The 12,239-nt window shown below is 61.7% G+C and carries 10 protein-coding genes; 7 read left to right on the plus strand and 3 right to left on the minus strand.

Annotation, left to right across the window (positions count from 1 at the left end; translation table 11 throughout):
• The first annotated feature begins 94 nt into the window (after nt 1-94).
• Complete coding sequence (locus H1R19_RS04555; protein ID WP_188329634.1) at nt 95-1,258, plus strand: acyl-CoA dehydrogenase; 1,164 nt, start codon at nt 95-97, stop codon at nt 1,256-1,258.
• A gap of 183 nt (nt 1,259-1,441) precedes the next feature.
• Here the strand turns inward: H1R19_RS04555 and H1R19_RS04560 are convergent, their stop codons facing one another.
• Both H1R19_RS04560 and H1R19_RS04565 read right to left on the minus strand, forming a co-directional pair.
• A complete protein-coding gene (locus H1R19_RS04560) occupies nt 1,442-2,062 on the minus strand; it encodes a hypothetical protein (RefSeq protein ID WP_219850669.1) in 621 nt (206 codons plus the stop codon).
• A gap of 66 nt (nt 2,063-2,128) precedes the next feature.
• A complete protein-coding gene (locus H1R19_RS04565) occupies nt 2,129-2,443 on the minus strand; it encodes a hypothetical protein (protein ID WP_219850670.1) in 315 nt (104 codons plus the stop codon).
• Nucleotides 2,444-2,494: 51 nt separating this feature from the next.
• Between H1R19_RS04565 and H1R19_RS04570 the strand changes: the two genes are divergently transcribed.
• The 6 genes from H1R19_RS04570 to H1R19_RS04590 all read left to right on the plus strand — a co-directional run bounded on the left by H1R19_RS04570 (nt 2,495) and on the right by H1R19_RS04590 (nt 10,792).
• Nucleotides 2,495-2,920 (plus strand): hypothetical protein, encoded by a 426-nt coding sequence (locus H1R19_RS04570; protein ID WP_219850671.1) that lies wholly within the window; start codon nt 2,495-2,497, stop codon nt 2,918-2,920.
• Complete coding sequence (locus H1R19_RS04575) at nt 2,913-3,254, plus strand: hypothetical protein (protein ID WP_219850672.1); 342 nt, start codon at nt 2,913-2,915, stop codon at nt 3,252-3,254. Before H1R19_RS04570 ends, H1R19_RS04575 begins: the two co-directional genes overlap by 8 nt.
• 49 nt (nt 3,255-3,303) lie before the next feature.
• Nucleotides 3,304-4,350 carry a DUF262 domain-containing protein gene (locus tag H1R19_RS23150; protein ID WP_244970871.1) on the plus strand — a complete coding sequence of 349 codons (1,047 nt, stop codon included), beginning with the start codon at nt 3,304-3,306 and terminating at the stop codon, nt 4,348-4,350.
• The gene (locus H1R19_RS23155; protein ID WP_244970872.1) at nt 4,274-5,149 is read left to right on the plus strand and encodes a hypothetical protein; all 876 of its coding nucleotides are present in this window, start codon (nt 4,274-4,276) and stop codon (nt 5,147-5,149) included. The genes H1R19_RS23150 and H1R19_RS23155 overlap by 77 nt, the downstream gene beginning before the upstream one ends.
• Before the next feature lie 307 nt (nt 5,150-5,456).
• On the plus strand, nt 5,457-9,245 hold the full coding sequence (locus H1R19_RS04585; RefSeq protein ID WP_219850673.1) for a GTPase: 3,789 nt from the start codon (nt 5,457-5,459) through the stop codon (nt 9,243-9,245).
• Entirely contained in the window at nt 9,242-10,792 is a 1,551-nt protein-coding gene (locus tag H1R19_RS04590; protein WP_219850674.1) for a GTPase domain-containing protein, read from the plus strand. Before H1R19_RS04585 ends, H1R19_RS04590 begins: the two co-directional genes overlap by 4 nt.
• A 68-nt stretch (nt 10,793-10,860) precedes the next feature.
• Here the strand turns inward: H1R19_RS04590 and H1R19_RS04595 are convergent, their stop codons facing one another.
• A complete protein-coding gene (locus H1R19_RS04595) occupies nt 10,861-12,087 on the minus strand; it encodes a hypothetical protein (RefSeq protein WP_219850675.1) in 1,227 nt (408 codons plus the stop codon).
• Nucleotides 12,088-12,239 lie beyond the last annotated feature (152 nt).

The raw sequence follows: 12,239 nt of genomic DNA on the forward strand, positions 1-12,239 counted from the left end.
CGAGGAGAGGTCCCCCGTGGATTGACATGGCACTGAGTGCCGTGCTGCACTGGTCACCATTCACTATTGGCACGCGGTGCCGTGAGGAGTTGTCATGGGTTACGGAAATCCCGACTTCAACGTCTTCGAGCTCCCGGAGGAGCACGTCGCGCTGCGCGAAGCGATCCGCGCGCTCTCCGAGAAGGAGATCGAACCCCATGCCGCCGACGTCGACGAGAACTCGCGGTTCCCGCAAGAAGCTCTCGACGCGCTCGTCGCGTCGGGCTTCAACGCCATCCACGTGCCCGAGGAGTACGGCGGCCAGGGTGGCGACTCCATCGCGGCGTGCATCGTCATCGAAGAGGTCGCCCGCGTCGACGCGTCGTCGTCGCTGATCCCCGCGGTCAACAAGCTCGGCACCATGGGCCTGATCCTCAACGGCTCCGAGGAACTCAAGCAGCAGGTGCTGCCCGGTATCGCCTCCGGCGAGGCCATGGCGTCCTACGCGCTGAGTGAGCGCGAGGCCGGTTCCGACGCCGCGGGCATGAAGACCCGTGCGCGCAAGGACGGCAACAACTGGGTGCTCAACGGCTCCAAGTGCTGGATCACCAACGGCGGCAAGTCGACCTGGTACACCGTGATGGCCGTGACCGACCCGGAGAAGAAGGCCAACGGCATCTCCGCGTTCATGGTCCACAAGGACGACCCCGGCTTCACCGTCGGACCGCTGGAGAAGAAGCTCGGCATCAAGGGTTCGCCGACCGCGGAACTGTACTTCGAGGACTGCACCATCCCGCTGGACCGCATCATCGGCGACGAGGGCACCGGTTTCAAGACCGCGCTGCAGACCCTCGACCACACCCGCCCGACCATCGGCGCGCAGGCCGTGGGCATCGCCCAGGGCGCGCTCGACCAGGCGATCGCATACGTCAAGGACCGCAAGCAGTTCGGCAAGCCGATCAGCTCGTTCCAGGGCGTGGAGTTCATGATCGCCGACATGGCGATGAAGGTCGAGGCCGCCCGCCTCATGGTCTACACCTCGGCTGCCCGCGCGGAGCGCGGCGAGAAGAACCTCGGTTTCATCTCCTCGGCGTCGAAGTGCTTCGCCTCCGACGTCGCCATGGAGGTCACCACCGACGCCGTACAGCTCTTCGGCGGCGCAGGCTACACCCGCGACTTCCCGGTCGAGCGCATGATGCGCGACGCCAAGATCACCCAGATCTACGAGGGCACCAACCAGATCCAGCGCGTCGTCATGAGCCGCGCGCTGCTGCGCTGATCGCCCACCCCGCTGGTTGAGCCGGTGACGAGCGCAGCGAGGAGCCGCGTCGAAACCAACAAGATTCGCCCCGCCGGTTTCGACCGGCGGGGCGTTTTCGTTCCCTCTCAACCGTTTCCTTCACGCTCGGCAGATCTGCTGAGCGGGAAGGAAACGGACACCGCGGGAGGGCCCGAAAGAGTTTCAGCGCCCGCGGGTCTGGCGTAAGCCGCCGCGTGCCACCTTGATGAGCCCGATCCGTCCGCCTCCACTGGAAGAAGTCTTCCGCGAAGGGGTGTTGTCGACGACAAACTTCTTTGGCTTCGCCTTCTTCGCTGGCGTTGACTCTAGCTGGCGCTTCAACGATTTCAGTTTGCGCAATCGGCTTTGTTGGCCCGCGGTTAGGCCGGTCCGAATATTAGCTGTCTGGAGAAGCTTGATTTCGCGATGCACTTCCTCAAGCAGTCGGGCTCTATATTCCTTGGTTGCTTTCGTCGTCGCAGCGGAATGGGCTTCGGATTCCTTCTTTGAGCCATCTGATCTCTGGCTCACCTTGGCCTTTGGTTTGGCAGGGCGCGTCTTTACCGCTGATGTGGGCCGGGGCGGTTCTGCGTTCGCGTCGCGGATCCGGATGGTGCGCTTCGGCTGCTCGCGACCGAAGGCGACGTCGGGGAACTGCTCGCGCAACTGGGCGCGCTCCTTCTCCCACCGGTCGACGTGTGACACTTCTGAAGGAGTCAGGGTGCGTGTCAGGCCTTCTCGACGCGTCGCGAGAAGCAGTTGGCTGAGCTGCTCGAAGCGGGCAAGAGCGTGGTCGCGGCTCACGCGGCGTCTCCTCTATCGACGTACTTCACCAGGGTGTCGGTGAACCATCGGGCTGATGGTGTCTTCTCACGGCCTCGGTGTGAACTCGATCGTGCTCACCGCAGGTGCGAACCCGTAGGTGTTGACGCCAGACCAGTCGGTGTCGACGCGCAAAACGATGCCGCCGTCAACGTTGAGTCGTGCCTCGAGGTCCTCCGGTTCGAGTTCCAGACCGTCTTCGTCTGTTCCTAGAATTTCCCTCAGCTTTGGGTTGAGGTATCCCCAGTGGGTGGCCTCACCGTAGTAGACGAAAAGGGCAGTAGGGTCCTCATTGTCGGGGTCGAAGTCGCCCTCTGCGGGACGACCGCTGAATGGCGAGTAGATGACGTCGAGGTAATGCACGTCAATACTTGGCAGAGGCACTGGAAATTCCTTCGGAGCCGCTTCTTCGGGTTGGACGACACCAGTCTTGCAGACAGTCCCGACATCCAGGGGAGCTGTGGTGGGTTAATGGGGATAAGCGGTATCGAGCAGCACCGATTCCGTGATCGTGAACGCGAGGCTGTCGACAAGGGTGACACGGTCGCAGCCGACGAGCTCGACCTGTTCCGCAAGGACGTGGGCACGTTCCTTCGTCAGTACGACTTTCTGTCTCAGCTGTTCGACTATGAAGACCCCGACCTGGAAAAGCTGTCGATCTACCTGCGCTACCTGGCCCCGGTCATCCGACGTGAAAACGTGCAGCACGCCATCGACCTCTCCGGCGTGGACTTCGAGTATCTGCGGCAAAACCAACAAGCCACAAGCAGTGCAACCCTTGCCGGGGGGTGCGCAGCTGCAGCCGGCGGGAGAAGGTGGTGGCAGCGGTATCGTGCGTGACCCTGACCTTGTCGAGCTCGACGAGGTCATCGCCACCATCAACGACCTCTTCGAAGGCGATCACACGGATGCCGACGTGCGGGGCGTCATTTCGCATCTGCGTAACAAGCTTGAGGAGAGCGAGAACTTGAAGATGCAGGCCCGCAACAACTCCCAATCCCAGTTCGAGGCGAGCCCCGACATCGACGTCGAGTTCAACGGAGCCGTGATCGAGGCTATGGATGCGCACGCCGACCTCTCCACCCAGATTCTGAACAACGCAGTGATCCGAGACAAGTTGGTGTCGGAGCTTGTCCCGGCCATCTACCGACGTCTGCGGGCTGAACCGGCGTAACCGAACCGGCGCCAATCGAGGTGTACTGGAGCGAAAGGAACATCTACTTATGGGGTTTCAGACACCGCTGTATGAGCTCAGCGAGTATTTGAAGTGGGCACAGTCCGGAAAGATTCAGTTGCCCGACTTCCAACGTGGTTACAAGTGGGAAGACGAGCGGATTCGCCAGTTGCTCGTGACCGTCCTCCGCAGGCACCCGCTGGGTGTAGTGATGTTGCTCAACACAAGCAACGACCAAATTCGATTCAAACCTCGCCCGATCGAGGGAGCAAGTGTGCCGGCCGGCACGAAGGCTGAGCTGTTGTTGCTCGACGGTCAGCAGCGGTTGACGTCGCTCACCCAGGCACTTACCGGCGACGGTGTCGTGCACACGATGGACAGTCGAGGCAAACGCATAGACCGCCGCTACTTCATTGACATGCGTCTGGCGGTGGAAGGTGACGACCGGATCGATGAGGCGGTGTTGTCGCTGCCCGGTGACGGTATAGAGCGAACCAATTTTGGGAAAGACATCGTTCTCGATGTTTCGACACCCGAGAAGCAGCGAGCAGCAGGCCTGTTTCCAGTGAACCTGATCTTCGGGGATTCGATGACATGGCTCTTGACCGACATGAATGACCTCGGCCTCATCAAGGCGTTCAACGACGAAGTTATCAAACCGACTGGTACCTACACCATTCCGGCGATCGAACTCGACAAGGACACCAGCAAGGGTGCCGTTGCCACAGTGTTTGAGAAAGTCAATGTCGGTGGCCTCCCTCTCAATGTTTTCGAGTTGTTGACTGCGACGTTCGCCGGAGACCCCGCCTACTACGAGTCCCATGGCACCGACTTTCGGCTCAACGATGACTGGAAGGAGACACAGGCGAAGTTCGCCGCCTATCCGGTACTCGCGGGCATCGAGAATACCGACTTCTTGCAGGCTGTAACGCTCCTCACCACTCGTAAGCGCAACCTTGCGCACATCGGCCCTCGCCCGCCTGCCGTATCTGCGAAGCGCGAAGACGTACGTATTGAAGTTGACGCTCGACGACTACTTGGAGTGGGTCGGTCCGTTACGGGAAGCTTTCGTCTGGGCGTCGGATTTTCTGGCTGACCGCCATGTGTTCGACACCAAGTTTCTACCGTATCCGAAGCAGCTCGTACCCCTCGCTGCCATCCGAGTGGTTATGGGTCACGACGCCGATCTTCTCGGACCCTGCGGGAAGCTGGTGCGGTGGTTCTGGTGTGGCATCTTGGGTGAGCTATACGGCGGTGCGATCGAGACACGGTTCGTTCGCGACCTTGAGCAAGTGCCGGAATGGGCGACCGGCGAGGCCGGATCAGTCACGCCCAATACTGTCAACGACGCCACGTTCGTCGAGTCGAGGCTCCACTCCCTTAGGACGCGTAACGCGGCCGCCTACAAGGGAATTTATGCTCTACTGCTCGGCAACGGTGCTCGGGACTGGATGGAGGACAAGGCTCTCGACAAAGTGCAGTACGTGAGCCTTGCGGTCGACATACATCACATCTTCCCGAAGAAATGGTGCGAGAGCCAGTCGATTGATGACGAACGTCGGGAGAGCATCGTAAACAAGACGGCGATTTCTGCGGTGACCAACCGCACGATCGGCGGCGCGGCGCCATCCAGCTACCTGTCCAAGATCGAGCAGAAGGCGCAGATCGACGCAAGTAAGGTCGATGGTCTGCTCGAGGCGCACCTCGTTCCCTCTCAGGCACTCCGGACCGATGACTTCGATACGTTCTTCGTCGAGCGGCGGAAACGTCTGTGCGACCTGGTTGAGGAAGCGATGGGTAAGGCGGTTCCACGAGACGTAGGTCATGGCGCTTCAGAAGACTCGACCCAGTTTGAGATTGCCGAGATCGAAGAACTTCCTGACGAGGCCGACTAGATCAAGTCCAGCCGTAGATGCGTTAGCCGCGTTGCAGGGTGATCTGCCTCTACCCGCTGCGCTGTCGGAGGCGGCGCAGCGTTAGGGGGTTGAGCCGGTGGTCCGACAGGAAGCCGTGCGTAGGGGCCAGCTGCGATCCACGCGGGTTCGAGCCGCATTTGCGGTACCCGGTGCTGTTGTCAGACCTCTGGTGCATTCTGTGTGGGAGGCTCGTGACGGGCTCGGTGGAAGGAAGCGGGGGCGAGGTGTCGGCGACAATGCCGGAGGGTGGGGGAACCGCCTTTGGAGTCGGAAAACGGGTTGGTGAATGACTTCCGAACCGACGTCCCTGCAAGACGCCGTCAGCGGTGCGATTGAACGAGGTCGCGCGGAACTGTCCCTGTTGGATGACGTCGTAGACCGCCTGGTGGCCGCGTTCGCTAAGACCGTGGACGAAAGCGCGGATAACGCGGGCGAGCAGCCTCCGTTGATCCGAGAGCTCGAAGACATCGTTCGGGGGATACCCCGTGAGCTGCGAACACACCTCGACCGCGAACGGGACGCGCTCGGAACGTTCAACATCGCGTTCTTCGGCCGCACCGGAGTGGGCAAGAGCACTCTCCTGTCGGCATTCGGCGAACTCGACGGCAGTTATGTATCGCCCGGAGCGAGTGACTGGACGACCGACGTCCGGCATATCGAGTGGCGCGGTTGCCGGCTCTACGACACTCCCGGGATCAACGGTTGGGGCAGGACCGAAAGCCGTGATGACCTCGAGATGAGGGCACGTAGAGCGGTGGAAATCGCTGACATCGTGCTCCTGTGCTTCGACAACCAGAGCCAGCAAGCCATGGAGTTCTCGAAGATCGCCGACTGGGTCCGCGACTACGGGAAGCCGGTTGCGGTAGTGCTCAACGTTCGCAATCCGCGATGGCGGGACCCGATCAAGGTTCCGAGGAGACGGCGGAAGAACCTGTCTGAATCGGTTCGCCAGCATGCTGACAACATTCGGACCGAGCTCGCGAACATCGGGCTGCCGGACACCCCCGTCGTCGCGGTGCATAGTCGGCGTGCCCTTTTCGCACGGGCGGCCACGCCTTTTCACGGACCGGGCCGAGAGGACTTCCTTCATGAACGAGAGGAATTCGGGACCGAGACGCTTACGCGCTGGTCGAACTTCGAGACTCTGGAACGGTTGATCACCGCGGCGATCGTAGAGGGCGCCGCGGACCTGCGTCTCAACGCGCTGCGCGAGGATGTCCGGGCGCGCTGCAAGCGGTCGGCCGAAGAATTGAGCCGGCTGGCAGGTGCGATAGAGAAACAAGCGGGTGCACTCGATCGCGAGATCGAATCCCTGTTCGCGATCCTCGGGTATCCGGAGGGTGAGGAACGGGAAAAATGGCTGCAGCCCGCGGAAGTGGATCTCGTCGCAGCTGCGGAAGCGACCAGGGGCCGCCCGTACACGTCCCCGGCCAAGGGCTCGTTGGATCGCTACGTCCGGTACCTCAGCGCCTCTCATCTGGCGCAGTGTCGCCGGAAGGCGCGAACCGCAGCAGATGAGCTGATTGAGAATGCGTTTAACGACCATCGAACCATCGATGAAGCGGAGTTCACGAAGGCCGTGTTCGACGAAACTGCGATCCGAACGGCCATCGACACAGTGTGGACCGACCGGCAGACGTTCCTCGAGCGTGAACTCGACATGGCGGCAGGGCAACAGTCTGTGCTGGACCATTCTGCGACCGCGCGTGCCGCTGCCATCCGAGGTTCGGACGGCAGCGGGGCGGCGGGCAAGTTCGTCCAAGGTGGGGGCATTGCCGTCGGTCTCGGTGCGCTCGCGGTGCCGGTTGCGATCGCGAACTTCTGGAATCCCGCTGGCTGGGTCGCCGGTGTGGCTGTCGCTGGCGTCGGAGTCGCAGGTCAGCTTCAGCAGCGTTTCGGTAAACGTCTGAGTGAACGGTCTGAAGAGGCCGCGCGCAAAGCGCGAGTCGAGGCAATCGCGAATAGCCATCGCGCGGTGAACCAGACCTTCGATGACTACGAGAATCTCGTTGTCCGTGGGAGTCGTGAAGCGGCGTGGGTACTCGTGTCGGAGTCGGCCATCGAACTGCTCACACAAACAGTCCTTCTCCGAAGGGCACGTGGCCGGGTCGAAAAGTTGGTTGACGCGCTGAACGTCGGCGCTAACTCGATCGGGGCTTCTCGTGCGCCGCAAAACGTCCTCATTCGCGCGCAGGAGCAACTCGCCGATACACGCACCGACTTGACTCGAGTTCTGTTGGGAGAGGACTGGCTCGACAGTGCTGATTCCTCAGGGCACGTCCCACAAGTGGACCCCGGCACACGAGTCATGTATGCGGAGCGGCACGAATCAGACAAACGCAGGTTGTGCGACGCGATCATCGAACTGTGGGCGGCACCGCCGACCGTGAGCATCAGAGCTTGGCGGGATGAGGTCGAAGCGGAGGCGCTGAGAGACCCTGGCCTTCTTGAAGTGACACAGTCATTTTCGGGTGTGGCACGCGCGAAACCCGTCCTGTCTGTCTTCGGTGACTACAACTCAGGTAAATCGTCATTGATCCGCCGCATACTTCTCGAGAACGACGTGCGTGCGACCGAATCGATCGACATCCGCGCGGTCCCCGCAACCGAAGCATCCGACCGATACGAGCTGCCCCGATTCGACCTCGTCGACACGCCTGGATTGCAGGGCGGAGATCCCGGGCATGCGCAGCACGCGGTCCAGTCGGCTGTCGAGTCGGCACTCGTCTTCGTTGTCGTCCATATCAACCTCCTCGTCGGCGACACCGCGCTCTTGGAGCAACTTGCGCGTGGTTCGTCAGAACACGCTGCCAAAGGAGACCGGATGATCTTTCTCATCAACCGCTGTGACGAGCTGGGTGCGGACCCGCTGACGACGCCCGACACCTTTCTCAATCTGGCGCAGCGGAAACGCGAGGAGCTGTGCGCGGCTCTCGCGCGGCGCTCCATCGACGTCGGGGTCGACCGGGTACATGTCCTGTCGGGAGATCCTTATGGACTTGCGGGCGGAGACCACGAACTCGACAAGCATGATTTCGACGGGAACAGAGCTTGGGACGGTGTCGGTGCACTGATCGAGGCAATTGCGGAGCTGCCTGACGACGTGGTGTCTTCGGCCAGTGTCGCCGCTGCATTCGATAGCGCTGTCACGGCGCTGAAGCGCAGGATGCGAGACCTTCATCTTCAGCAGGACGAAGTCCGTGCCGATATTCATCGACTCGAACCACTGATGGGTGCTGTGCGGGCGGCCCATACGGATGCGTCGATCATTTCGGATTCTCTCCGCGAGCGAGCTCACAGGATCATCCAGCGTCTTGCATCGGACGCGAAGTCAAGAGTCCACGGGATCGACCGCAAGGATAACGCCAAACTGAGGGACCTCGTCGAAACTTGGTGGCGGGAGCCACAAGTCGAAACGGACTTGCAGCGGTTCCTCGATGAGGCGGCGAAGACGATCGACGAATGGCGTAGTGAACACGAGTCGGCCATCGGACGCGAGAGCCGTTCAGCCCAGTTCGAGGTGATGACCGGTGACGGCGTCGGCTTCCAGACCGCCGACCGCGACTGGCTCGACGACGTGGCCGAGGGTGTGGGCGAGACAGCCGGAAACCTCGCGCCGCTGGTGAAAGCCTTTGGTAGCCGCGACGCGGTCTACCAGATCGGTAAGCAACTCGGCCACAAGTTCAAACCCTGGGGCGCGGTGAAAGGCGGAGCGAAGGTGGCGAAGGCTGGTGCGGTCCTGGCAGTCGTCGCCGCCGCGGCCGACGCTGCGGCGATGGCGAATGACGCGCGCAAGGCTAACGAGCATCAAGACCAGCAGGCTCGTGCCGCCGAGGCGATCGACAGGCGCGCTGAGGAACTACTGGTCGGCATCGTGGACGGTGACGAGGAACCCGGTCCCGTCCGCTTCCTCGTCGAGCGAATGGCAGAGCTCGAAGCGCTGCTTGACGAGCACTCCCAGCGCACCAGGGTGTTTCAGGACCTTGTGGGTTCTGCGTCCGCCCGAGCGCGCAGAGTCGAGGCGTTACTGGACTCCGCGGATGAACTGACCGGCACAGAAAGTGGGCGGGCGTGAACCAGATCGACATCACCGCAGTACGAAAGTGGCTAGAGCACATCCCTGGCGGCTCGCTGGCCGAGCGGTATGAGACAGAGTGGACCGCGTTCGAGCGGCTGGATCGTCCTGTGGTGACTCTTTTCGGCGCGTATGACACGGGTAAGAGTTCGCTCCTGCGTCGTCTGCTCATCGATGCGGGAGCCCAGGTTCCCGAATGGCTGACGATCAGCGCGCGCCACGAGACCTTCGAAGTGAACGAGGTGGAACTCGCCGGCTGCATCGCACGAGACACACCGGGCTTCGTGGTCGGCGCATCCGATATTCGCGCCCAGAACAACTCCGAACGTGCGCTGGCAGCAGTCGGATTGACCGACATCGGGGTTGCGGTTCTGACACCGCAACTCGCCACCGCTGAGCGCGATGTACTTCGGGAGGTCGCTTGCGCTGGATGGCCAGAGGGTGCCTTGTGGTTCGTCATCTCGCGTTTCGACGAGGCCGGCGCGAATCCTGAGTACGACGCGGATGGCTACCGTGAACTGGGCGACCGCAAGGTGCGGGAGCTTCTCGACGTGTTCGATCAGGTGGATCGCGAACGAGTGTATGTCGTGGCTCAAGACCCTTTCCAGACGGCAGGTCCCGACCTCGACGTGGATCGCGAGGAATGGGATGCCTATCGAGACTGGGACGGCATGCGCGAACTGGCCGACGCTATCGAGCAGATCTCGACGGCGTCGCTATCGGGACTCCGACGCGCAGCAGGTCAGCGGTACTGGAAAGCGGTTGTCTCTGAGGTTCTTCGGGAATTGCACGATCGGCTGGCCGAGTTCACGGCCAGTGCCGAAGTCGCGTCGCACGGCGTGGCACGACGCAACAGTTGGTTGAGTGAGCTCGAAGTCCTGGACCGAGCAGCGCGCGCGGACTTGAACGGTCTGGTCGAAGAGGTCTTCGACCAATCGTGGACCGCGCAAGACAATTCAGCCCGAGATCTACAGCGCGAGATCGAGATCGCACTTGATCGTTGGTTCACCAAGCATGAAGCACGCCTCCAGAGACTGAAAACATCGATCGGCAAGGCGGGCGACCGGGACCGTGCCAGGCCTTCGTGGGATGGCTTCGTCTCGCTTGTCGCTTCGGTTGACTCGGCGCCGACAGTCGATCCGAACAGTGGATACTCGCGTCACGTGGAGGACCTGGGGCCGATGTTGATCGCCTTGCTGAAGGCGACGCAGGGTGTCCAAGAGAAAGCCTCTTCTGCAAAGGGTTCCAACCACACTGTGCGAGGTGTTGCCATCGCGGAAGCGGCCTTTCCCGTCGCACTGTACATCGCGAAGATCGTGGATGACCGGAATGCCGCCATGGCGGGTGGTCAGGGTGCGGCTGCCTACAGCCTGACGGAAGCGGTGAGTGAATGTACGCGTCAGGCGAACGATGCGTGGGCCCCGTTCGTCGAAGACGTACGGGCATTGATCGACGCCGAGTCGGGTGAGCAGGCGGCGCTCGACGAGAGTCTACGAAGGATAGTCCAAGACTTGGAGACGGCGGTACAGGAGGGAAGTAACCTCTGATCGTCCCGCCGGTGGGCGCGGACTCCAGAGCAAACATGGCGCCGCGCGGACTCGTCGAGAAGGTGTCCTCAGCCGTGCCCCATGGCTTTATGGTTGCCGATGTCCTCTGCGGCCCAGACTGTCTCATCCGGATTATAGCGAAGGTGGGCTCGGAAGTTGCTGTCCACCCGCACCGAGTAGTAGTTCGGGCCACCCGGTTTCCAGCGTTTGAAATCAAGACTCTTAAGTGCGGTCGACCTCTTCAAGTCGGCCTTCCGTATTTGCCATTGCTTCTGCAAGCGTTTGTCGAGTTTGCGCAGTGATCGTGTGAAACCTGACGTTTCCGTAATCTCCAGGATCGTGCGAAACGCCGAAATCCCGATCCCGAGCGTCATCAGCAGATCGTCGCGATCGTGGACGATGATCGGGCAGCGGGTCCAGTCGACGCGCACCAGCCCCGGGTAGAAGATCAGGGGGTCCAGAGCGTCGGGTGCACGCCAAGTCGGCGCGGAGGACTTGTGGTGATCGCGCGAGAGCTGGCGACAGTGGTCGAGGTAATGGCTGCGGGACCGCGCGTAATCCGGACCGTCGCAGTACCCGGCGGGTTGCTGCTTGCAGAACTCCTTAAGTGCGCCGTAGGCGCCACCCGAGTTGGACAGGACCTGGCTCGGGTGGCGGAAGCCGCGCAACATGTAGGCGTTGGCGAGGGCTTCTTCCAATTCGTCGTACCCGTTCGAATTGCGAAGCTCCGCCGCCGCAGGCCAGAACACGCTCACTCCGGTGGCAAGCTCCCAGTTCGCCGCCATACAGTCCACCGAGAAGTGAAACAGCTCGTGTCGTGCGATTGCGTGGAAGGCGAGTTCCACCTTTCGTGACGTCGGTAGTGGGAGGGTACTGAAAGCTCGGATGGCCAGGTAGACAACACCGTCGAACGGAATGTGAACGCCGTGCTGATAGGAGCGCTGGTGGAATGTGACGTACCATCCGAGAGCGTCTAAGCCGTGGATCTGTTCGAGACGCTGCAATTGCTCCAGGCGCTCTTTTCCGAGCGCGTTCCGGAGGTCGTCGTCGGTGATCTCCGGTGGAACCTCGAAGAACACCATGGGGTCGTCGGCGAACGTCTGGTCCTCGATCTCAAAGTCCTCGGTGTCGACACCCACGACCGATAGGTCGGTGGAGTTCGGTACCTCGAGCGCCGGATCGCCGCCGATCTCGACGAACTCGGGGAGAGGCACGTCTTCCCGCATGGCCCCTGGGATGTCCTGCAGTGCAGACCGAATGCTGCTGACACTCGGAACCTCGAGCGATGAACCCATGCATGTATTCCTTCGGAACCCGGTACGAGAACGACTGCCGTCAAACGAATCTATAACTCTGTTGGCACCGGAATCGCAACGGGGGCGTCGAGCGGGGAATAGCGTTCCCGCGACGCTAAACGAGTCTGCTGCCCAGACGTGTCGTGCACTTT

The sequence above is a fragment of the Gordonia jinghuaiqii genome (assembly GCF_014041935.1).
Taxonomy (GTDB): Bacteria; Actinomycetota; Actinomycetes; order Mycobacteriales; family Mycobacteriaceae; genus Gordonia; species Gordonia jinghuaiqii.